The following is a 22,998-nucleotide window of genomic DNA, read 5'->3' on the forward strand; positions in this document are numbered from 1 at the left end:
TCGTTACCTGATCAGTATTTGTAGCTTTCCGGCTTGTACGGGCCTTCCACCGCCACACCGATGTATTGGGCCTGTTCCGGGGTCAGTTTGGTGATCACGCCACCAAAGCCTTCGACCATGGCGCGGGCCACTTCCTCGTCCAGCTGCTTGGGCAGAACCTGAACGTATACACCCTTGGCCTTGGCGTCTTCCGGCAGTTCGGCGAATTTGCGCTCAAACAGGTACATTTGGGCCAGCACCTGGTTGGCGAAGGAACCGTCCATGATCCGTGACGGGTGACCGGTGGCGTTGCCCAGGTTCACCAGGCGGCCTTCGGAAAGCAGGATCAGGTGATCATTGCTGGCCTTGTCACGGTAAACCACGTGAACCTGTGGCTTGACCTCGTCCCATTCCCAGTTCTTGCGCATGAAGGCGGTGTCGATCTCGTTGTCGAAGTGGCCGATGTTGCACACGACGGCACCGGATTTCAGCGCCTTGAGCATGTTGGCGTCACAGACGTTGTAGTTGCCGGTGGTGGTGACCAGCAGGTCGGTGTTGCCCAGCAGGTCCTTGTCGACGCCGGCTTCGGTACCGGTGTTGACGCCGCCGATGTAGGGGGACACCACTTCAAAGCCGTCCATGCAGGCCTGCATGGCGCAGATCGGGTCCGCTTCGGTGACCTTGACGATCATGCCTTCCTGACGCAGCGAGGCCGCGGAGCCCTTGCCCACATCGCCGTAGCCAATCACCAGTGCTTTCTTGCCCGCCATCAGGTGGTCGGTGCCGCGCTTGATGGCATCGTTGAGGCTGTGGCGACAACCGTACTTGTTGTCGTTCTTGGACTTGGTGACGGCATCGTTGACGTTGATGGCCGGTACTTTCAGGGAGCCGTCCCGCAGCATTTCCTGCAGGCGGTGAACGCCGGTGGTGGTCTCTTCGGTGACGCCGTGGCAGTTGGCCAGGATGTCCTGATGCTTGTCGTGGAGCAGGGCAGTGAGGTCGCCACCGTCGTCCAGGATCAGGTTGGGTTCCCAGCCTTCGATGTCTGCGCCGACGGTGCGTTCCAGGCACCATTCGTATTCTTCCTCGGTTTCACCTTTCCAGGCAAAGACCGGAATGCCTTGGGCGGCAATCGCTGCAGCGGCGTGGTCCTGGGTTGAGAAAATGTTGCAGGAAGACCAGCGCACATTGGCTCCCAGCTCCACCAGCGTCTCGATCAGCACGGCGGTCTGGATGGTCATGTGGATGCAGCCCATGATGTTGGCGCCTTTGAGTGGCTGCTCCGCTTTGTACTTGTTGCGCAGGGCCATCAGGGCCGGCATCTCGCCTTCGGCGATCTTGATTTCCTTGCGGCCGTAGTCGGCGAGAGAGATATCGCGGACCTTGTAATCCTGGTTGGCGTTCAGTTGCTCTGCCGGAGTGCTCATGGTGTTCTCCTGTCGCTTGCTGTGTTTTGAGAAACCGTCGGCGCGCCACCGTCAAAGTGACAGGCCGACTGGGTTAATTCTGAGGATCAGATCCCGGCTGCGTCCTTCAATGCCGCCGCCTTGTCGGTTTTTTCCCAGGGGAAGGCGGTGAAGGTGTCGCCGTTCACGGTCATTTCGTAGGGATCACGACCGAAGTGTCCGTAAGCCGCTGTTGCCCGGTACATCGGGTGCAGCAGGTCCAGCATGCGGGTGATGGCATACGGACGCAGGTCGAAGTGTTCGCGGACCAGGGTAATGATCTTGTCGTCGCTGATCTTGCCGGTACCGAAGGTGTTGACGGAGATGGAGGTCGGTTCCGCCACGCCGATGGCGTAGGACACCTGGATCTCGCACTTGTCAGCAAGACCGGCGGCCACCAGGTTTTTGGCTACGTAGCGGCCGGCATAGGCTGCCGAGCGGTCAACCTTGGACGGGTCTTTACCGGAGAAGGCGCCGCCGCCATGACGGGCCATGCCACCGTAGGTGTCGACAATGATCTTGCGGCCGGTCAGGCCACAGTCGCCCACCGGGCCGCCGATCACGAACTTGCCGGTCGGGTTGATGTGGAACTGGGTGTCGGCGTGCAGCAGCTCCGCCGGGATCACGTGCTTGACGATCAGTTCCATGACCGCTTCTTTGAGATCGGCCTGGCTGACATCTTCATCGTGCTGAGTGGACAGCACCACCGCGTCAATGCCGGTCACGATGCCGTTTTCGTAGCGGCAGGTTACCTGACTCTTGGCGTCCGGGCGCAGCCAGGGCAGCAGGCCGCTCTTGCGGGCCTCGGCCTGACGTTCCACCAGGCGGTGGGCGTAGCAGATAGGGGCCGGCATCAGCACGTCGGTTTCGTTGCTGGCGTAGCCGAACATCAGGCCCTGGTCTCCGGCGCCCTGGTCTTCCGGTTTCTGGCGATCAACGCCCTGGGCGATGTCGACGGACTGTTTGCCGATGATGTTGATGACACCGCAGGTGTCGCCGTCAAAGCCAACGTCGGAAGAGGTGTAGCCGATGTCCTTGATGACCGAGCGCACCAGATCTTCCAGGTCGACCCAGGCCGAGGTGGTGATTTCGCCACCAACAATGGCAACACCGGTTTTTACCAGGGTTTCGCAGGCAACCCGGGCATGGGGGTCGCTTTCGAGAATGGTATCCAGAACGGCGTCGGAGATCTGGTCAGCCAGCTTGTCCGGATGGCCTTCAGAGACCGATTCAGAGGTAAAGATGCTGTAATCAGACATTGTTTTTGGCTCCTGTTATGAGCTGAATAAGCTGTTAAGCGTCTGCCGGCCGTGATCGGCGCCGGAATACCGTTGTGTCAGGGATTGCATTGTATATCAAAAAAAATTGATATTGCTCGTAAAAAGTTCGAATTGTTAACTGCTGCCGATGGATTTCCAGAATTCCCGTACCTGTACCTGGAAGCCGTTGCGCAGACCAATGAACAGTGACTCGCCACTCACCAGGCCGGCATCGTCGGCCCAGGCGGTGAGTTCTTCCGGCTCAAACCCCAGCCAGAGGTCGCCACAGTTTTCCTTGGCCCAGTCCTGATCGTGGCTGCACAGGTCGCTGACCACAAAGCAGCCACCATTGTTCATCAGGGCGGCGGCATCGAGAAAGATGTCCGCCGGGCTGGGAACGTGATGCAGCACCATATTGGCTACCACCAGGTCGAACGCGTCGCCGCGGGCCAGTAGGGTGTCGGTCACCCCTTCAATCAGGTCGACGTTGTTCAGCCGCTCGTCGATGCAGGTCCGGGTGGCCTTTGCCAGCATGTCGCGGGAGTTGTCCAGCGCCACCACCTGTTCACAGAGCGCGGCCAGCACATTGAGAAAGCCGCCCTCGCCAGGACCGATCTCCAGCGCGGTGTGCCAGCCCTGACGACTGGCGCGCTGGCGGATCAGCTCCGCTGTTGGTTCAGCGTACAGCTCGAAGGCGGCAATCAGCTCCTGTTGTTCCCGGAATTGGGCGGCATGCCGGGAAAAGAACGCCTGGGACTGATTGGCCCGTTGCAGGCGAATGGCTTCAATCCGGTCCTGCAGGTGTTCCGGCATCGGTACCTGATCCACCATGTCGAAAATCTGCCGGATGGTCTGGTCGGCGAGTTTGTCGCTGTCCAGGTTCAGTGGCCGGCGGTAAAAGATGGCGTTGCCCTCCCGCTGGGGCTCCAGCAGACCGGCCTTGTTCATCACCTTGAGGTGATGGCTCATGCCGGATTGGCGCATGTCGAACAGTTGGCTGAGCTCCATTACGCCAAAGGTGTCCCGTCGCAGCACCCGCAGGATTTCCAGGCGCAGGGGGTCGCCGCTGGCCTTGAAGATCGGCGCCAGGGAATCGAGGCTGGTCGATTCAATGCTGGGGGTGGGGGCGTTGTTGGTCATGGCTGGCAGTTTAGGGAGGCATGGCTGGTTAATCAATAGTCATATCAAAATATTTTGATATAGATTTGTGCGCCGCGGCAGGGGCGGAATCCGGCAGGATGACCGCTTGTCTATCCGATTTGCCCCAACGGTGCCTAATCGGCGAAAATACGCGCCAGTTTTTGTACCCCTAAATCTTTTCTTTTCCTGAAGCCAGTGGAGAACAGTCAATGCCGTCTCGCCAAGATCTCGCCAACGCCATTCGCGCGCTGAGCATGGATGCGGTTCAGAAAGCCAAGTCCGGCCACCCGGGTGCGCCCATGGGTATGGCGGATATCGCCGAGGTGCTGTGGAACGAGTACCTGAGCCACAACCCGGCCAATCCGGAGTGGGCCAACCGTGACCGCTTCGTCATGTCCAATGGCCACGGCTCGATGCTGGTGTACTCACTGCTTCACCTGACCGGCTACGATCTCTCCATTGACGATCTCCAGAACTTCCGTCAGCTGCATTCCAAGACGCCGGGTCACCCCGAGTACGGTTACACACCGGGTGTTGAGACCACCACAGGGCCGCTGGGCCAGGGCATTGCCAACGCGGTTGGCTTCGCCATCGCCGAGAAGGCCATGGCTGCGCAGTTCAACCGTCCCGGTCACAACATCGTTGACCACTACACCTATGCGTTCCTGGGCGACGGCTGCCTGATGGAGGGCATCTCCCACGAAGTCTGTTCGCTGGCGGGCACCCTTGGGCTGGGTAAACTGGTCTTCTTCTACGACGACAACGGCATTTCCATCGACGGTGAAGTGGACGGCTGGTTCACTGACAACACCCCGCAGCGTTTCGAGTCCTATGGCTGGCAGGTCATCCCGGCGGTGGACGGCCACGATGCCGAGGCCGTACGCAACGCCATCGAGCAGGCCCGCGCCAACACTGAGCAGCCGACCCTGATCTGCTGCAAGACCGTGATCGGTTTCGGCTCCCCCAACAAGCAGGGCACTGAAAGCTGCCACGGCGCGCCACTGGGCGAGGATGAGATCGCCCTGGCCCGTGAGAACCTGGGCTGGAATCATGGCGCGTTTGAAGTGCCTGACGACATCTATCAGGCCTGGGACGGTCGCGAGAAGGGCTCTGCCGCCGAGCAGGCCTGGAACGATGCCTTCGCAGCATACCAGCAGGCGGAGCCTGAGCTGGCAGCCGAGTTCCAGCGTCGCATGGCGGGCGAGTTGCCGGCAGACTTTGCTGAGCAGGCTCAGGCCTACATCCAGCAGATTCAGGATAAGGGCGAAACCATCGCCAGCCGTAAGGCCTCGCAGAATGCTCTGAATGCCTTTGGTCCGTTGCTGCCGGAATTCATGGGTGGCTCGGCGGATCTGGCCGGCTCCAACCTGACGCTGTGGGACGGCGCCAAGGGGCTGAGCCGTGAAGACGCCAGTGGCAACTACATCTATTACGGCGTTCGTGAGTTCGGGATGTCCGCGATTATGAACGGCATCGCCCTGCACGGTGGCTTCGTTCCTTACGGTGCGACGTTCCTGATCTTCATGGAATACGCCCGTAATGCGGTGCGGATGGCGGCACTGATGAAACAGCGCGCCATCTATGTGTTCACTCACGACTCCATTGGTCTGGGTGAAGATGGCCCGACCCACCAGCCCATTGAGCAGCTGGCGAGTCTGCGCACCACTCCGAACATGAGCACCTGGCGTCCGGCGGATGCGGTGGAATCCGCAGTGGCCTGGAAAGCCGCAATCGAGCGCCAGGATGGCCCGACAGCGATGGTGTTCTCCCGTCAGGGCCTGCCACACCAGGACCGCAGTGCCGAACAGTTGGCCAACGTCGCCCGCGGTGGCTACGTGCTGTCTGACAGCGACGGCACCCCGGATCTGATCCTGATTGCCACCGGTTCCGAAGTGGCGCTGGCCCAGGACGCGGCCGCCCAGCTGCGTGAGCGAGGCTCGCGGGTGCGGGTGGTGTCCATGCCGTCCACCGACGTATTCGATGCCCAGAGTGCCGATTACAAGCAGCAGGTGCTGCCGCTGGAAGTGACCAACCGTATCGCCATTGAGGCGGCTATTGAGGACTACTGGTACAAGTACGTCGGTCTGGATGGCCGCGTGGTGGGCATGAGCTCCTTCGGTGAATCCGCCCCGGCGGGTGAGCTGTTTAAGGAATTCGGTTTTACCGTCGACAACGTGCTGGCGGTGGCAGGGGAGCTGCTGGAAGCCTGATGAACAGTCCGGGCCGTCCCTATCGCATTGCCCTCAACGGCTACGGCCGGATCGGGCAATGCGTGCTGCGAGCGTTGTACGAAAACGGCTTTCGCGACCGGCTGCAGGTGGTCGCGATCAATGAGCTGTCGGACATCGACACCATCGCCCACCTCACCAAGTACGATTCCACCCACGGGCGGTTTCGTGGGGAGGTGACGGTGGAGGCCGAGCGCTTGCTGGTCAATGGTGATCCCATCGCCGTATTGCGGGGCACCAGTCCGGAAGGGCTGCCCTGGGGTGATCTGGACATCGATCTGGTGCTGGAGTGCTCCGGCTCGTTCTCTGACCGCGCGACCGCTGAACAGCACCTGGCGGCGGGGGCCCGTCGGCTGCTGTTTTCACAGCCCGCGGAAGCCGATGTCGATCGCACGGTGGTGTTTGGGGTTAATGAACACTCACTGTCTTCGGCGGATCGAATCGTTTCCAACGCGTCGTGCACCACCAACTGTATCGTGCCGGTCATCCGGGTGCTGGATGAGGCTTTGGGGGTGGAGCAGGGCGTTACCACGACGATTCACGCGGCAATGAACGATCAGCCGGTTATCGACGCCTACCATCATCACGACCTGCGCCGGACCCGCAGTGCCCTGCAGAACATTGTGCCGGTGGATACCGGCCTGGCGCGAGGGATCGAGCGTCTGTTGCCGCAGATGAAAGGCCGTTTCAGCGCTGTGGCCATGCGGGTACCGACCACCAACGTGTCCGCCATCGATATGACCCTGAATGTACGTCGGGAAACCTCGGTGGCGGAGGTAAACGCCCTGCTGCAGCAGGTGGCGGGTGGACCGCTGAAAGGCATCCTGGGCTACACCGACGAGCTGCTGGCCAGCTCCGATTTCAACCACGACGCCCACTCCGGCGTGGTGGATGGCGGCCAGACCCGGGTGACCGGCGGCCGCATGGTGAAGGTGCTGTGCTGGTTTGATAACGAGTGGGGCTTTGCCAATCGGATGCTGGACGTCAGCCGAAGCTGGCTGCAACTGAACTGAACCCAACCTACTGAACATTTTTGAAGAGACGACCCTATGGCCATCAAAAAAATGACCGATCTGGATCTCGCTGGTAAGCGCGTACTGATCCGGGAAGACCTGAACGTGCCCGTCAAGGACGGCAAGGTGACCAGTGATGCCCGGATCCGCGCTTCACTGCCGACCGTCAAGGCGGCTTTGGACGCCGGCGCCAAGGTCATGCTGATGTCTCACCTGGGCCGACCGGAGGAAGGTGTTTTTGATCAGGCCGCGTCCATGCAGCCGGTGGCGGAGCACCTGTCCGGTCTGCTGGGCCAGGACGTACGTCTGGCCGCGGATTACCTGAACGGCGTTGATGTTGCCGATGGTGAGGTGGTGCTGTTCGAGAACGTCCGTTTCAACAAGGGCGAGAAAAAAGACGACGAAGCCCTGGCCAGGCAGTACGCCGCGCTGTGCGACGTGTATGTGATGGATGCCTTTGGCACCGCCCATCGTGCTCAGGCATCCACCCATGGCGTTGCCCGGTTTGCCCCGGAAGCCTGCGCCGGTCCGCTGTTGTCGGCCGAGCTGGAGGCTCTTGGCAAGGCGTTGGACAATCCGGCCAAGCCGGTGGTGGCCATTGTCGGTGGCTCCAAGGTATCGACCAAGCTGGACGTACTGAATGCCCTGTCCGAGATCTGCGATCAATTGATCGTTGGTGGCGGCATTGCCAACACCTTTTTGGCTGCTGCCGGCCACCCGGTGGGCAAGTCGCTGTGCGAACACGACCTGGTTGATACAGCCAAAGCGATCGCCAGCAAGGTCAACATCCCGCTGCCGAGCGATGTGGTGGTGGCCAGTGAATTTGCTGAGACCGCTGAGGCGACGACCAAGTCCATTGACGAAGTGGCCGAGGGCGACATGATTCTGGATGTGGGCCCGCAGACTGCCGCCCAGTTCGCTGAGCTGCTGACTTCGGCCAGGACCATTCTGTGGAATGGCCCGGTAGGTGTGTTTGAGTTTGATCAGTTCGGTAACGGTACCAAAGCCCTTGCCGATGCCATCGCACAGAGCGATGCCTTCTCGCTGGCGGGTGGTGGTGACACCGTGGCTGCCGTTGACAAGTACGGTGTGGCTGACAAGATTTCCTATATTTCCACCGGTGGCGGAGCCTTCCTGGAGTTTGTGGAAGGTAAGGTGCTGCCGGCGGTTGCGGTATTGGAAGAACGCGGCGCTTGAGGAATGCCGGTGGCTGTGGACAGCCGCCACTCCCGAGTCGGAAGCCTGGGAAAGGCCCCGGGCTTTTTTCGTTTTAAGCAGAATTCACAGAATTTGAGGAGATAGATCCCATGGCCCTGATTTCGATGCGCCAGTTGCTGGACCACGCGGCTGAGTATGGCTACGGTGTGCCCGCGTTCAACGTCAATAACCTGGAGCAGATGCGTGCGATTATGGAAGCGGCGGACAAGACCGATTCCCCGGTGATCGTGCAGGCCTCTGCCGGTGCCCGCAAGTACGCCGGTGCGCCGTTCCTGCGCCACCTGATCCTGGCGGCGGTGGAAGAGTTCCCCCATATCCCGGTGGTCATGCACCAGGATCACGGCACTAGTCCGGCGGTCTGCCAACGCTCCATCCAGCTGGGCTTCAGCTCGGTGATGATGGACGGCTCCCTGGGTGAGGACGGCAAGACCCCGACCTCCTACGAGTACAACGTAGACGTTACCCGCCGTACCGTGGAAATGGCCCACGCCTGTGGTGTCTCGGTTGAGGGCGAGCTGGGTTGCCTGGGCTCCCTGGAGACCGGTCAGGCCGGTGAGGAAGACGGCATTGGTGCCGAAGGTACCCTCAGCCACGAGCAGATGCTTACTGATCCGGAAGAGGCGGCGGATTTCGTCAAGAAAACCCACGTTGACGCCCTGGCCATTGCCATCGGTACCAGCCACGGCGCCTACAAGTTCACCCGTCCGCCTACCGGTGACATCCTGGCGATTGACCAGATCAAGGCCATCCACAAGCGCATTCCGGACACCCACCTGGTGATGCACGGCTCCAGCTCCGTGCCCCAGGACTGGCTGGCGATCATCAACGAGTTTGGTGGCGAGATCCCGGAAACCTACGGCGTGCCGGTGGAAGAAATTGTTGAAGGCATCAAGCACGGTGTTCGCAAGGTCAACATCGATACTGACCTGCGCCTGGCCAGCACCGGTGCCATCCGTCGCTTCCTGGCAAACAACACCGCCGAGTTTGACCCGCGCAAATACCTCAAGGAATCCATGAAGGCGATGACGGATATCTGCGTGGACCGTTACGAAGCCTTCGGCACTGCCGGCAATGCCAGCAAGATCAAGGCGATGGATCTGGAAGTCATGTTCCAGCGCTACGAAGCCGGTGAGCTGGACCCGAAGGTCAACTGATCCACACCGCACTGCGCATGTAATCATCTGGGGCGGCCTTCGGGCCGCCCTTTTTCATGGTTAATCAGAGGCTCCCCCAAAAAAAAGCCCGCCGGGTGGGTGGGCGAAGGTGCCGGGGCACCGGGAGTCCAGAGGAATGGACGAAGGGAATCGGGCCTTGGGGTTAAGTCAGAGGCTCCTTAAAACCGGTTGATGCGATAAGGCGTGAGGTCTATCCGGGTGTCCTGTTGGGTCATCCGGGCGGCCAGCAACTCCGAGGTGATGGCGGCCTGGGTCAGCCCTAGATGCTGGTGACCGAACGCCGCATATACCGAAGGTTGTTGCGGGTGCTGGTCGATCACCGGCAACGAGTCCGGCAGGGTGGGGCGATAGCCCATCCAGGTGGTGTGATTCCGGGTGACCGGCTCCGCATCGGCCAGCAGGGCGCTGGCATGATGGCGCAGGGTATCGAAGCGCTGCTCGATCGGCGGCTGATCGAGCCCCCCGAGCTCAGACATGCCGACCACCCGCAGGCCGCAGCTCATTGGCGTCATCACCACATGGCGGTCCGCCGATCCCACCGGGCGGCGGAGAACGCTGCCGGCCCGGGGCAATGTCAGGTGGTATCCCCGTTCCGCCTGAAGAGGGACATCGACACCGGTGGTTTTAAGCAGTTGTCGGCTCCACGCACCGCAGGCAACAACCAGTTGGTGTGCATCCACCGCGCCCTGTTCGGTGACGGCCTGTGCCGCCATCTGTCCGCCTCGGACGCTTGTTACCCGGGTTTGCTGGAAGCGTCCACCCGCCTCCATGAAGCGTTCGAACAGCCGCTGCACCAGATGGTAGGGATCTCGTACCTGGTGCGACGCGGGTAGTAACAGGCCGTGACGTACCCGCTCATTCAGCCCCGGCTCCAGCTCGGCAACCCCGGCGGCTGACAGCACGGTGCTGTCAATGCCCCAGCCGGCCAGCTTCTCCGCCTGCTGCTCGGCCTGGCTCCCGGCGTGCTCCGCCTCCCAGACCTGCAGGTAGCCGGACGGCACCAGTTCGTCGATCAGGTCCAGCCGCCGCAGCAGCCGTTGCCAGGCGCCCAGGGCTGACTGGTTCAGTGCCCGAAGCCCTTGCTGTCCCACCTGCACCTGCCTGGGACTGGCAGCTTTCACGAACCGCCATAACCAGGGCGTGATCTGCGGCCAGTGTGCCAGTGGCAGTGACACCGGGCCGCGGGGATTGGCCCACAGCAGCGGCGCCGCTTTGAGTGTGTCAGGGGTGGCCAGCGGGTCGTTCAGTTCAGTGGCAAGAAAACCGGCGTTGCCGAAGGACGCACCTTCACCCGGGCGACTCCGGTCAAGCAGGGTGACCTGGCGGCCCCGCTGCTGCAGGGCGATGGCGATGCTCAGGCCCACCACGCCGGCTCCCACAACAACGGTTTCACATGGCTGATTCATGGCTCAGGCTTCCTGCTGCTCGCCAATCAGGCCGGGACCGGAGGCATTGCTCTCACTCTCAGTGGTTTCGGCGCGCTTGGAAAACCAGCCCAGTTGGGCGTAAAGAATGCCGAACAGTGGTGAGAGCCAGCAGGCAAAGGCCAGCGGAATATAGAGCAGGGCAGACAGGTCGCCGTTGACCACCGTCAGTCCCAGTGCGCCCATCACAAAGGCACCACCGGCATTCCAGGGCACCAGCGGGGACACCAGCGTGCCACCTTCCTCAATCGCCCGCGACAGGTTCAGCCGGGAGTAGCCCAGCTTGTCGTAGGCGGGCTTGTACATCCGGCCAGGCAGGGCGATGGACAGGTACACATCGCCGGAGACAATGTTGGTGGCGATGGAGGTGAGGATGGCGCTGGTCTGCAGCCCACGGAACCGGGTAATGACCTGCATGATGGCGGCTACCACCGATTCCAGGCAGCGGGTGCGCTCGAGGGCGCCGCCGAAGGCCAGGGCAAACATCATCAGCGTGACCACCCAGGTCATGGAGGTCACACCCCCTCGGTTGAGCAGGCTGTTGAGGGCGTCATCACCGGTATCAATGCTGTAGCCCGCATGGGCGAAGGTCAGCGCGTCATGGATGCCGGCTCCCTGATCCAGAACCGCGACGACGCCACCGAGCACGGCGCCGGTGAACAGGGCCGGAATCGGTGAAATGCGCAGAAAGGCCATCACGATCACCACCAGCAGCGGTAGCGCCTGCCAGAACCCGAAGTCGAAGTTGGCGCTCAGCCCTTCCTGAATGGCAGCAATGCGTGCCAGGGAGTCACCAGAGGTTTCGGTGGAACCACCAACCACGTAATAGATCACCAGCGCGATCAGCATGGCCGGAATGGTGGTCGGGAGCATGTTGCGGATGTGCTCGAAGATATTGGTTTCGGTCACGGCCGGTGCCAGGTTGGTGGTGTCTGACAGAGGCGAGATTTTGTCACCAAAGAAGGCGCCGGATACCACGGCGCCGGCGGTCCAGTAGATGGGCACACCAAACGCATTGCCGATGCCGATCAGCGCCAGACCAATGGTGCCGACGGTGGTCCAGGATGAGCCGATCGACAGCGAAATCAGTGAACACATCAGCATGGTGGCAGCGAGGAACCAGGAGGGATCGATCAGCTCAAGGCCGACGTGAATCAGCAGCGGTACCGTACCGCTGGCCAGCCAGGTCCCGACCAGCATGCCAACGATGATCAGGGTGGCGATCGAAGGCATGGCGACATGAAGCACGTGGAAGGCGCCGCCTTCGATGTCCTTCCAGCGGTAGCCCTGGGCCCAGCCAACGATTGCAGTGATGGCGAAGCCAATGGCCAGTGGAATGTGGGGAGTAAAGTCGTCGTAGTAGAAGATCTGTATCCCCAGCAGCCCGATCGTGAGCACGATGGGAATCAGGGCAATCGGGAGGGCGGGCATGGCGACCGTTGGGGTGTTGGTATCCGACATGGTGCGGTCCTCAGGGTGCATTGTTGTTATGGCACAGCGTTTATGGTGACGCCGGCGCGGAGGGAGCGCCAGCGAACCGATTCATGCTGCGTGGTGTGTCGCCTGGCGGTAGGCCAGGATTGCCGCGGCAAGATCCTCTTCCGAAGTGCCGACGGATTTGAACACAGTGATGGCTTCGGCGGCTGATGGCAGCCCGGCACGCCCGGCATGATGGCCGCCGCAGAGGTCGCGGAACTCTGCCAGAACGTCCTGCTCAGTGATGGCGCCCTCGCGGATCGGGTCAATCAGGTCACCGGTTTCCTTGAGCGCGCCAGCGCGGGTGTCGACAAAGACGCTGCCGCGAGTCATGACGGTATTGTCGGCTTCGCGCATTGCCGGTGTGAAGCTGCCCACCAGGTCCAGGTGGGTGCCGGGCCGGAGCCAGTCGCCCTGGATCAGCGGGTGATTGGCGAGGGTGGCACAGCTGACAATATCGGCCTGCGCCACCGCTTCGGCGAGCCCGTCCACGGCGACCTGTTCGCAGGTGATGCCTTCCGAGGCCAGGGTATTGATGCAGTTAGCCACCGAGTTGTCGTCAATTCCCCACACCAGCACCCGTTCAATATCCCGCACGGCCAGGTGGGCCGGGATCAGGTGAGTGGCCATCCGTCCGCTACCCACCATCAGCAGGGTTTTGGCATCCGGACGTGACAGGTAGCGGGAGGCCAGGGCCGAGGCGGCCGCGGTGCGCCGGGCGGTGATGGTATTTCCGTCCATTTCCGCCAGGTGATGGCCGGTACGGCCGCAGCTCAGCAGGTAGTGACTGGTAAGGCCGGGAATCTGGCGTTTGTTGTTGCCGGGAAATACGTTGACCTGTTTAACGCCAACGTACTCGTTCTCGATCCAGGCGGGCATCAGCAGCAGGGTGGCGTCCGGGTCGTCACCCACATGAATGTGGTGGTGGTGGCGGATGGGTACGACGATGTCGCGGGTAAACGCCTCATCGAGGGCATTGATCAGGTCTTCCCAGGGCAAACACGCGGCAACTTGATCGGCTGAGAGATACATGCAATTCTCCTGTAAGTTGTCATCGGGGTGAAACACCTCGCTATGTGATCGAGTCTATCTGGGGTTTCCCGGATGCCTTTGTTTCAGAATCCACACTCGTTGTCTGAGTGTCGCGAATGCATCAGCGTCCAGGGACCGGGCCGGCAGTTACAGGTCGATAACCATGGGGCAGACCCTGCTTCGAAAGAATCGGATCGCCCGCACCAGCGGCGAACACCGCCACGATTTCCCCCAGTTGCTGCTGGGGTGTCGCGGAGTCACCGAGTGCGAGTTTGACAGCAACGGTCAGGGGGTCGGTCCCGACAAGATGGTGCTGGTGCCGGGAGATGCCAGTCACGGCTATGAAGGTAAGGGGGAGGACAGCGAACTGCTGGTGATTGATATCCAGTTCGACGATCCGGCGGTTCAATTGTTTGAGTCCACCGCCGAGCGGGCGCTTAACGATCATCTGTTCAACAGCCCCCGCTTTCTGGATATGTCACCGTCGATTCGCTCGCTGGTGGCTCACGCTGCCTGGCAACTGGGGCACCCGACCACGACGGGTGACAGCGGGCAGGTGCTGGCTCAGCAGTGGGCCCTGATGCTGATTGCCCAGATCTATCAGACGTTGGAGCAGTCACCTGAGCATGCGTCGCGAAGGCAGTTGCTCAGCCCGGCGCTACTGAACCGGCTCATTGATCAGCGCATCGCCGAACCTTTGGATAATCGCCAACTTGCCCACCTGCTCAACATGAGTGTGAGCCGCCTGCATCGGCTTTTTGTGATGGAATTTGAGGCAACGCCCCAGCAGTACATCATGAGCCGACGGATGGAATGGGCTCGCCACTGGCTGAAGCTGAGCCAGAAACCCGTTGGGGTGATTGCCCTTGATCTCGGCTTTGCCGATACCGCCAGTTTCTCCCGGGCCTTCCAGCGTTGCTGTGGTGTGTCTCCCAGCCGTTTTCGCCAGCAACAGCCGGGTCTGATGTCGATCAATAATTGATCGTTCCTGTCTTGTAAATTTCCTCGAATCACCAAATATTTCTTATCAAAGGGTGGCGTTGAGCGCTGCCCGTTCTGACCGCTTTGGTGTGAGAGGAATCATGGACTTCAAGGACTACTACGCCGCTCTCGGGGTGGGTGAGTCGGCCTCGCCCGAGGAGATCAAGAAGGCCTACCGGAAGCTGGCACGGAAGTATCACCCCGACGTCAGCACCGAGGCCGATGCCGACGAACGCTTCAAGGACATTGGCGAAGCCTACGAAGTGCTCAAGGACCCGGAGAAACGGGCAGAGTATGACCAGCTTCGCGCCTACCGCGACCGCGGCGGCGAGTTTACACCGCCACCCGGCTGGGAAAGCAGCTCGGGGTTCGCCGGCGGAGGCTATACCGAGGCCGATGCCCGCCAGTTCAGCGACTTCTTCGAATCCATCTTTGGCCGTGCCGGCGGTTTTGGGACCGGACCGGGTTACCAGGCGCGTCGGCGTGGAGAGGATGTCCACGCCCGTCTCGCGTTGTTTCTGGAAGAGGCCTATCACGGCTGCGACAAACAGGTTCGTTTCACCGTCCATGAAGTGGATGACCAGGGACGCCTCCGTGCCCGCCAGAAAACCCTCAACGTCAAAGTGCCCGCCGGACTGCGAGAGGGCCAGCATATGCGCCTGAAGGGGCAGGGCTCACCTGGTCAGGCCGGTGGCGAGCCTGGCGATCTGTTTATCGAAATCTCGCTGGCGCCCCACCCGATGTTCAGTGTCGAAGGCCGGGATGTCCTGGTGACGGTTCCAGTCACCCCCTGGGAGGCCGCCCTGGGGGGCAGCATCACCGTGCCAACCGTTGGTGGCCGGGTCAGCGTCAAGGTACCGCGGGGATCTTCCAGTGGTCGCAAGCTCCGCCTCAAGGGCAAGGGGTTGCCGGGCAAGCACCCCGGCGACCAGATCGTGGTGCTGCAGGTGGTGATGCCGGAACAGCACAGCGATGAGGCCGAAGCACTTTATCAGCAGTTGGCGAAGGCGGAAGAAGCCTTCAACCCACGTGAACGCATGGGCGTGTGAGCTGGAGAGAGTGATGGAACGACAGCAACCCAATATCGAGGTCGAGCTGCTGGAACAGCAGGCAACCTTCAGCCTGCGGGAACTTTGCGAGCGCGGCGATGTGCATGCGGAGTTTGTGGTCAAGCTGGTGAGCTATGGCGTGATCTCGCCACTGGCTGAGGGGCAGGTCACCGAGTGGCGTTTCGACCTGCCTTCGCTGGCCCGCCTGCAGAAGGCTCAGCGTCTGCAGCGGGACCTGAAACTCAATCTTCCGGGCCTGGCCATGTCGCTGGATTTACTGGACGACGTCAACGAGCTGCGGCGGGAAGTGGAGCGGCTGAACCAGCGTGTCAGGCAGTTGATGGGGGAGTGATTGAGAGTATGGTGAGCAATCAATCAAAGATTACTAATTCGTAACCAAATTATTTTCTGTCTATAAATTCAGCAATAACAATGCGTTAGGTTCTGCTTTTGCGAGCTTTGCGTCGCCATTGGGGACATGCAGTGTAGACAACCAAAAAAATGGGAATAAAATCCCAAATCAAGTTTCAGGGAAAAATATCCCAAAACGAGAATCGAGCGTGGTAATGGACCTGAATCTCAGAAATTCGGGCCAAATGAAAGATAACGAGTTGGCTTAATCAAGGAGATAACTATGAGGCGTAAAGCCCTTGCTGGAGCTGTGCGGGCAACCCTGGTCACGATGGCGGTAACGACCCTGGTTGCCTGTGGCAGCGACAGCGATGATAAACCGGGCACGGATCAGCCCGGGGAATGGGATGCGATTGGTAACAGTGTCGGTCCCGTTTCCGGTTTTGGCAGTGTGTACGTTAATGGCGTACGTTTTGACACCGACGGCGTCGTCACCAGTGATGATGGTATTGATCGCGAGGAGCAGCTCGAGAAAGGCATGGTTCTGCGGGTCAATGGCAGTTGGACGGAGACTGGCCAGGGTGAGGCTTACGAGATCTTCTACGACGATCTGCTGCGTGGCCCATTGACGACGGCGTCCTGGGACAGCGAGCAGCGCACCGGTGAACTGAAGGTCTTGGGGCAGACGGTTCTGGTCGATGCTCAGACGGTGTTCAAGGGAGCCTCTGTGGAAGAGCTGGAAGCAACGCCGGAAGCTTTCCAGGTGCGCATCAGCGGCTGGTACCAGCAGGAAGGGAATTTCCGTGCATCCTTTGTAGGTGCCGCCCAGCTTGAGGCCATTTTCGACGAGTATCAGGACGTTGAACTGGAAGGGAAGATTTCCAATCTGGATCAGCTTGCGGAAACCTTCAACATCAACGATCAGCCTGTAAGCTACGACCTGGCACAGTTCGATGACGACCTTGATGAAACAGAGCTCAGTAACGGCATGTTGATCGAGGTTGAGGGTACGCTGAAAGAAAATGGCGTATTCGTTGCCAAGGAGATCGAGCGGCAAGGTGATTATCTGGCTGGCGAGGAAGGCGATGACCTTGAATTGTCCGGGCCGGTGATGGGTGAGTACGATGCCGCCAACCGACGGTTCATGCTGAATGGCTTCACCGTTCAAGTGTCCGATGCAACGGAGTTTGAAGATGGTGCTCAGGAAGAGCTGCTGACCAATGGTGTTCGGGTTTCGGTAGAAGGTCAGGTGAGTGGTGGTGTGCTGCTGGCCGAAGAGATTGAGCTGAAGATGGTGGATGCTGAAGTTGAAGGCGTCATTGTCGGTATCGATCTGAGCACCAATACCATCGACGTGGGCGGTGTAACGGCCCTGATCTCCTCGGGCTCTCTGCTGGAAAACGACGAAGATGACTCTCAGGACCGGCTCAAGATTGATGAGCTGGCGGTGGGAGACCTGGTGGAGATTTCCGGCTTTCAGCGTGAATCCGACGGCGTTGGCTACCTGGAAGTGTTCAAGCTTGAGCGTGAGTCAGCGGATGACGATGACGATCAGGAGCCCTTTGAGTTGCAGGGGCGCGTTACTGACGTAACGGAGACTGCTATTACGGTCTTGAGTGTCGAGCTCCTGGCAGGTGATGTTGATATCTCCGATATCGAAACCGGCCAGAAAGTCGAGGCTGAGTACGTACCAACGGAAGGTGGGCAGTACAAACTGCTTGAGGTTGAGGCAATCGCCAGTACAGAGGACTGACTTCCCCAACCCTGATAGATGGAAGTAAGGCCGGTGCTGTGTTCCTTTTCGCAGTTACCGGCCTGCTTTCTGGTGTTATCCCTTCTATGGGAATACAATCCCAAACATGAGCACATCTGAAGATCGTCCCCTCCACAAGGCCCTGTTCCGTATACTGCGGCCACTGGCCAGGCTGTTGCTGCGCAACGGCATTCCCTATGGGGAATTTGCCGAGCTGGTCAAGCGCGCCTATGTCCAGGCGTCCCTGGAGGATTTCAATCACGGTCGCCGAAAAACCACGGACTCCAAAGCCGCGGTGATGACCGGCTTGACCCGTAAGGAAGTCAAGAGATTACGGGAATCCCTGGCCGACGAAGAGGCAACAGTTGAGGACCGGGTTCACACCAATCGCGCATCACGGGTAGTCTCCGGCTGGATACACGATACGGATTTCCAGGATGATCAGGGAGAGCCCCGGGTGCTGTCTTTTGATGGGGAGCTGGGTTTCTCTGAACTGGTACGGCGGTACAGTGGCGACATGACGCCACGGGCGGTTCTGGATGAGCTGTTGCGAGTTGGCGTTGTGGCACAGGCAGAAGGCCTGGTGCTGCGCAAGCGCGCTTACGTGCCAGTTGGAGACGATGCCGAACTCCTCAATATCTTCGGCGAGGATGTCTCCGATCTGATCTCGACAGTCGACTTCAACCTGGTCAGTACCGAAGCCGGACATCAGCCCCTGTTCCAGCGTACCTTGACCTACAACAATATACCGACCGAGGTCCTGGACGCCTGGCGCGAGTATGCTGCAGATCAGTCCCAGGCACTGTTAGAATCCCTCGATCGCTGGTTGGGGCCCTATGACAGGGACATTTCCGGCAAACACGAAACCTCCCAGGCCGTTCGGACCGGTGTGAGCATTTTTTACTTTGAAGATCCGATCCAGCCACCCAAGGAAAGAGAGCACGAATCATGACCGACCCGAAATCGCGCCCATCGCTGAAACTGGTACTGGGTGTCTCCGCACTGGGAGTGCTGGCCGCCTGTGACGGTGGCATAGATGTCGCTGATGGCGGTATCCGGGGGACTGGCGACAGTGTTGGCCCGGTTTCAGGCTTTGGTAGCGTCTACGTTAACGGCGTTCGCTTCGATACCAGTTCACTGAATGGCAAGATCACCAGTAACGATGGAATTGACACCGAAGCCCAACTTGAAAAGGGCATGATCGTTCGAGTCGAGGGCAAGTGGCAGGACGATGGCCAAGGCACCGCCACAGCTCTGGAGTATGACGATACCCTGCGAGGCAAGGTATCTGATGTGGTCTTTGACGAAAAACGGGATCGTCTGACGTTCTCGATGTACGGACAGGCGGTGCGAGCGGATACTCAGACTGTATTCAAAGATACCAAACTGTCCTCGCTGAAAGACGGTGATTTTGTTCGGGTGAGTGCCTGGTTGGCAGATAATGGCTATCGTGCGTCGTTCATAGGGTTGATTGAAGACGGCCTTGAGGATGACATCGAAGTTGAAGGTTCGGTCGACAGCTTCTCGATGCAAACGAACCTGAACAGCTTCCGGATTAAGGGGCAGTTGGTTCAGTATTCTTCCGCCAGCCTGGCATCCAGTGGCCTCAGCGAAGACGCGCTGGGCGATGGCCGTTTGCTGGAAGTGGAAGGCGCACTGGTGGATGGCACCATTGTGGCGCGCTCCATACGTCCCCATGATGGCGCGCGCTACCGCAGCAGTGAGGGTGCGGATATCGAACTGTCTGGGCCTGCCAATGCTGTTAACCCAAGTTTGGGTTTCTATCGGGTTGGCGGACAGTTGGTTGAATTAAGTGCTGATACCGAGTTCGCTGGCTTGAATGCCGAAGACTTCGGCAACGATCTCCTGGTCAAAGTTGAAGGCGAAATCCGCGAAGGCGTCCTGGTTGCTGAATCGGTTGAGCGTCGGGAATCCGGTGCCAAAGTAGAAGCCGTTATTACCCAGGTTCCAGACCTTTCAACCCAGCGGCTGGAAGTGGGTGGCGTGCCGGTTCTTGTCAACTCCTCGACCCTGATTGCAGACGATGATCAGGAAGGTCTTCGAATGACCTTTGAGCGATTGCAGCTTGGCGATAGCATTGAAGTTGATGGTATTGAAAAACTGGATGCCGCAGGCAACGTTTACCTCGAGGCCGTCAAGATTGAACGGAACTCGGAGGATGGAGCCGACGGTGATAGTGATGAGCCGGGTGCAGTGGCCAGCTTTGAACTGGAGGGCAACCTGATTCAGTCCTCCATGACCGATCTGCAGATCCTCGGGGTGACCATGGCCATCACCGAGAATTCCACTCTGGACGACGCCGAGGCCCTGCTCCCGGGCCGGGTGGTTGGTGTCCAGTACCGCCTGCTGGACAATGGTTCCTATGAAATCCTGGAAGTCGACGTCGACGACGATGATGACGACTGACGCAAAGCCGGGCCTCTGAGCGTCAGAGGCCCGGCACCCTTACACCAGCCGGCTGCGGGCGTTGCGGTATTCCGTTTGCAGTTGGCTAACCAGTGACTCAACGGAGTCCACCGTATCGATCAGGCTGACGCCCTGCCCAGCCGACCATACGGTTTTCCAGGCCTTGGCCTCATCGTCCATGGGCTTCAGCTTTTCCCCGTAGTTCACATCCCCTGCCTGATTCAGCTTGTCCATCGGGAAACCGGCGGCTTCCAGGCTCTGGCGCATAAAGCTGGCGGGTACCCCGGATACCGCAGGCGTATGGATAATGTCCTCGGAGGCGGATTCAATGATCATCTGCTGGTAGGCCTGCTCGGCCCGGGATTCCCGGGTGTTGATGAAGCGGGTGCCCATATAGCTGAGATCGGCGCCCAGGGCCTGGGCGGCCAGCAGGTCTTCGCCTTTGGACAGGCCACCGGCGAGGATGACGGTGCCGTCGAACACCTGCTGGATTTCATGGACCAGGACCAACGGATTGGTGGTGCCGGCGTGTCCACCCGCGCCTGCTGCCACCGCGATGATGCCGTCAACACCCGCCTCGGCGGCCTTGCGGGCGTGTTTGCGGTTGGTGACGTCATGAAACACCAGACCGCCATAGCTGTGCACGGCTTCGACCACCTGGCTGGCGGCGCCAAGTGAGGTAATGACAATGGGCACCTGGTGTTTCACGCACAGTTCCAGGTCCGCCTGCCAGCGCGGGTTGGTCCGGTGGACCACCAGGTTGACGGCATACGGCGCGACCGTGGTATCGGGGTGCTGCTCGCGGTAGGCGGCCAGCTCCGAGTTCATCTGCTCCAGCCAGTCTTCGAAGCCTTCACTGGTGCGCTGGTTGAGGGCGGGAAAGCTGCCGACAACGCCTGCTTTGCAACAGGCCAGGGCCAGTTCCGGGCCAGAGATCAGGAACATGGGGGCAGCAATCAGCGGCAGGGAGAGGGTGTTCTGCAGGGGGGTAGGTATGGCCATCGTAACTCCTGTTATTATCGTGTTGTCATAAAGCCAGGGGAGCTGATCAGAGGCTCCCAAGATACATAGGCACCTTACTAACTGTCGATCATAGCGGTTTCCCGCTCTGACACAAACAACCCGAATACAACGGAGACATTATGGGCGAGGCAAAGCGCCGCCAGACGGGTGGAGCACCAACGCGTCAAAGCCGTGGTGGCAAACGCACGGGATGGATGATTACCGGAGGCGCCATCGCGCTGGCATTGGTGGCCGGTGTGGTCTGGCTCAGCCAGCCGCCGGCGGCGGAATCGCCGTCGTTGCCGGTGGCGGCAGAGGACGCCGGGTCTTTCCCGGAGGAGCTGGATCAATACGGTGTCAGCATCGGCCCGGCGGATGCCCCGGTGGTGGTGCGTGAGTTCGCTGACTATCAATGCCCCGCCTGTGCGAACTTTGCTGAGGCCAGCCAGAAACTGAAGGCCGAGTATGTCGCTTCCGGTCAGGTGCGTTTCGTGTACTTCGACCTGCCGCTGCGCCAGCATGCCAATGCCATCCCGGCTGCCATGGCTGCTCGCTGTGCCGGTGATCAGGACCAGTACTGGTCGATGCATGAGCGGTTGTTCGCCCGGCAGGGCGCCTGGAGCGACAGCGAGTCCGCGGCGGAGATCTTCACCCGCTATGCCGGCGACCTGGGGCTGGATCAGTCCCGCTTCCGTCGCTGTATGGCAACCGACCTGCACCGGGAGGCCATCGAGAACAGTGCCGCGGTGGCCCGCCAGTTGCGGGTCATGAGCACGCCGACGGTGATGGTCGACAACATCCCGCTGACCCGGCCCGGCTGGGGGCAGTTGTCCGCTGTGGTTGAACGCGAACTGGCGCGCTGAAAGCGGCATGTGTAGACCGGCGGCGAGACGTTGGCATTGCCTCGTGGAGGCTACGGACTTGCGTCGCGCCGCCTGAACCTTAGAATGCCGGACACTGGCGTTACCGCCGTGTCCACCCATCGTGCTCCGGATTTACGATCCGGCCCGCAGGAGAAAGTTATGAGTCAATCTGTTGTCGTCTGCGCGCTTTACAAGTTCGCTGTTGTTGATGATTTTCAGACCCTTCGCCAGCCACTGCTGGACCTGATGCTGTCCCGGGATGTTCGCGGCACCTTGCTGCTGGCCCGTGAGGGTATCAATGGCACCATTGCCGGCAGTCGCGAGGGTATCGATGCCGTGAAAGCGTGGATTGATAGCCACCCGCGCTTTGCCGGCGTTGATTACAAAGAATCGTTTGTCGATATCCAGCCGTTCAAACGCACCAAGGTGAAACTCAAGAAAGAGATCGTCACCATGGGTGTGGAAGGCATTGATCCCAAGAAGGTTGTTGGCACCTACGTTGACGCTGCCGAGTGGAATGAGCTGATCTCCGATCCGGAGGTGTTGCTGATTGACACCCGCAACCAGTACGAAGTGGAAATCGGGACCTTCAAGAATGCGGTCAACCCGGCTACGGACACGTTCCGGGAGTTTCCGGATTACGTCCGCGACAATCTCGATCCTGCCAGGCACAAGAAAGTGGCGATGTTCTGCACGGGCGGTATCCGCTGCGAGAAGTCCACGGCCTATCTCAAGGAACAGGGCTTTGATGAGGTTTATCACCTCAAAGGCGGGATTCTCAAGTATCTGGAGGAAGTCCCCCAGGAACAGTCGCTCTGGCAGGGCGAGTGTTTCGTGTTCGACGACCGGGTCACCGTGGACCACAACCTTGAGCGGGGCGACTACGACCAGTGCCACGCCTGCCGCCGGCCCATCACCGACGCCGACAAGCAGCGGCCTGAGTATCGTCAGGGCGTCAGCTGTCACCAGTGTGCTGACAGCCTGACCGAGGCCCAGAAAGCCCGCTTTGCCGAGCGCGAAAAGCAGATGCAGCTGGCGCGGCAGCGGGGGGAAACCCATGTCGGTGGCGAGGCGGCCCACATTATTGCCGAGCGTAAGGCCCGCAAGAAAGCGGAGCGCGCGCGGCAGGCCGAACTCAGTCAAGCCGGGGAGAAAGGCTGACACCCCGGCCCACTCATCCTGA

General features: G+C 60.2%; 19 protein-coding genes. 12 read left to right on the forward strand and 7 right to left on the reverse strand.

What is annotated here, in order from left to right:
- Positions 1 to 11: 11 nt before the first annotated feature.
- From ahcY to J2887_RS04725, 3 genes are all read right to left on the reverse strand, one after another.
- The gene (gene ahcY / locus J2887_RS04715) at positions 12 to 1,406 is read right to left on the reverse strand and encodes an adenosylhomocysteinase (protein WP_227174471.1); all 1,395 of its coding nucleotides are present in this window, start codon (positions 1,404 to 1,406) and stop codon (positions 12 to 14) included.
- Positions 1,407 to 1,492: 86 nt separating this feature from the next.
- Complete coding sequence (gene metK, locus J2887_RS04720; RefSeq protein WP_227174473.1) at positions 1,493 to 2,683, reverse strand: methionine adenosyltransferase; 1,191 nt, start codon at positions 2,681 to 2,683, stop codon at positions 1,493 to 1,495.
- A gap of 135 nt (positions 2,684 to 2,818) precedes the next feature.
- Positions 2,819 to 3,823, reverse strand: coding sequence for a metalloregulator ArsR/SmtB family transcription factor (locus tag J2887_RS04725; protein ID WP_227174475.1), 1,005 nt, complete (start codon positions 3,821 to 3,823; stop codon positions 2,819 to 2,821).
- 209 nt (positions 3,824 to 4,032) lie between these two features.
- Between J2887_RS04725 and tkt the strand changes: the two genes are divergently transcribed.
- The 4 genes from tkt (at position 4,033) to fba (ending at position 9,436) form a co-directional block, all read left to right on the forward strand.
- Positions 4,033 to 6,033, forward strand: a complete 2,001-nt coding sequence (gene tkt, locus J2887_RS04730) for a transketolase (RefSeq protein ID WP_227174477.1) — start codon at positions 4,033 to 4,035, stop codon at positions 6,031 to 6,033.
- Positions 6,033 to 7,064 (forward strand): type I glyceraldehyde-3-phosphate dehydrogenase, encoded by a 1,032-nt coding sequence (gap, locus tag J2887_RS04735; protein ID WP_227174479.1) that lies wholly within the window; start codon positions 6,033 to 6,035, stop codon positions 7,062 to 7,064. Before tkt ends, gap begins: the two co-directional genes overlap by 1 nt.
- Before the next feature lie 36 nt (positions 7,065 to 7,100).
- Positions 7,101 to 8,261, forward strand: a complete 1,161-nt coding sequence (locus tag J2887_RS04740) for a phosphoglycerate kinase (protein ID WP_227174481.1) — start codon at positions 7,101 to 7,103, stop codon at positions 8,259 to 8,261.
- Positions 8,262 to 8,371: 110 nt separating this feature from the next.
- Positions 8,372 to 9,436 carry a class II fructose-bisphosphate aldolase gene (fba, locus tag J2887_RS04745; RefSeq protein ID WP_227174483.1) on the forward strand — a complete coding sequence of 355 codons (1,065 nt, stop codon included), beginning with the start codon at positions 8,372 to 8,374 and terminating at the stop codon, positions 9,434 to 9,436.
- A 179-nt stretch (positions 9,437 to 9,615) separates the two neighbouring features.
- On the opposite strand, the gene J2887_RS04750 is transcribed toward fba, so the two are convergent.
- From J2887_RS04750 to J2887_RS04760, 3 genes are all read right to left on the reverse strand, one after another.
- On the reverse strand, positions 9,616 to 10,863 hold the full coding sequence (locus J2887_RS04750) for an NAD(P)/FAD-dependent oxidoreductase (RefSeq protein ID WP_227174485.1): 1,248 nt from the start codon (positions 10,861 to 10,863) through the stop codon (positions 9,616 to 9,618).
- Between the two features lie 3 nt (positions 10,864 to 10,866).
- Entirely contained in the window at positions 10,867 to 12,342 is a 1,476-nt protein-coding gene (gene nhaC, locus J2887_RS04755) for a Na+/H+ antiporter NhaC (RefSeq protein ID WP_227174487.1), read from the reverse strand.
- An 81-nt stretch (positions 12,343 to 12,423) separates the two neighbouring features.
- Positions 12,424 to 13,389, reverse strand: coding sequence for an ornithine cyclodeaminase family protein (locus J2887_RS04760; protein ID WP_227174489.1), 966 nt, complete (start codon positions 13,387 to 13,389; stop codon positions 12,424 to 12,426).
- Between the two features lie 163 nt (positions 13,390 to 13,552).
- Here J2887_RS04760 and J2887_RS04765 point away from each other — a divergent pair, with 163 nt between their 5' ends.
- From J2887_RS04765 to J2887_RS04790, 6 genes are all read left to right on the forward strand, one after another.
- A complete protein-coding gene (locus J2887_RS04765) occupies positions 13,553 to 14,371 on the forward strand; it encodes an AraC family transcriptional regulator (protein ID WP_227174491.1) in 819 nt (272 codons plus the stop codon).
- A 100-nt stretch (positions 14,372 to 14,471) separates the two neighbouring features.
- Positions 14,472 to 15,419 carry a DnaJ C-terminal domain-containing protein gene (locus J2887_RS04770; protein ID WP_227174493.1) on the forward strand — a complete coding sequence of 316 codons (948 nt, stop codon included), beginning with the start codon at positions 14,472 to 14,474 and terminating at the stop codon, positions 15,417 to 15,419.
- 13 nt (positions 15,420 to 15,432) lie between these two features.
- A complete protein-coding gene (locus J2887_RS04775; RefSeq protein WP_227174495.1) occupies positions 15,433 to 15,771 on the forward strand; it encodes a chaperone modulator CbpM in 339 nt (112 codons plus the stop codon).
- 282 nt (positions 15,772 to 16,053) lie between these two features.
- Positions 16,054 to 17,523, forward strand: a complete 1,470-nt coding sequence (locus tag J2887_RS04780; RefSeq protein ID WP_227174496.1) for a DUF5666 domain-containing protein — start codon at positions 16,054 to 16,056, stop codon at positions 17,521 to 17,523.
- Positions 17,524 to 17,629: 106 nt separating this feature from the next.
- Positions 17,630 to 18,475, forward strand: a complete 846-nt coding sequence (locus J2887_RS04785; RefSeq protein WP_227174497.1) for a DUF6502 family protein — start codon at positions 17,630 to 17,632, stop codon at positions 18,473 to 18,475.
- The gene (locus J2887_RS04790) at positions 18,472 to 19,950 is read left to right on the forward strand and encodes a DUF5666 domain-containing protein (protein ID WP_227174498.1); all 1,479 of its coding nucleotides are present in this window, start codon (positions 18,472 to 18,474) and stop codon (positions 19,948 to 19,950) included. Before J2887_RS04785 ends, J2887_RS04790 begins: the two co-directional genes overlap by 4 nt.
- Before the next feature lie 39 nt (positions 19,951 to 19,989).
- Here J2887_RS04790 and J2887_RS04795 read toward each other — a convergent pair whose 3' ends face one another.
- Complete coding sequence (locus tag J2887_RS04795; RefSeq protein WP_227174499.1) at positions 19,990 to 20,952, reverse strand: NAD(P)H-dependent flavin oxidoreductase; 963 nt, start codon at positions 20,950 to 20,952, stop codon at positions 19,990 to 19,992.
- 140 nt (positions 20,953 to 21,092) lie between these two features.
- On the opposite strand from J2887_RS04795, the gene J2887_RS04800 reads away from it, so the two are divergent.
- The gene (locus J2887_RS04800) at positions 21,093 to 21,815 is read left to right on the forward strand and encodes a DsbA family protein (RefSeq protein ID WP_227174500.1); all 723 of its coding nucleotides are present in this window, start codon (positions 21,093 to 21,095) and stop codon (positions 21,813 to 21,815) included.
- A gap of 159 nt (positions 21,816 to 21,974) precedes the next feature.
- Complete coding sequence (locus J2887_RS04805; protein ID WP_227174501.1) at positions 21,975 to 22,976, forward strand: rhodanese-related sulfurtransferase; 1,002 nt, start codon at positions 21,975 to 21,977, stop codon at positions 22,974 to 22,976.
- The last annotated feature ends 22 nt before the right edge of the window (positions 22,977 to 22,998 follow it).

It is taken from the genome of Marinobacter sp. CA1 (assembly GCF_020546665.1).
Classification (GTDB): domain Bacteria; phylum Pseudomonadota; class Gammaproteobacteria; order Pseudomonadales; family Oleiphilaceae; genus Marinobacter; species Marinobacter xestospongiae.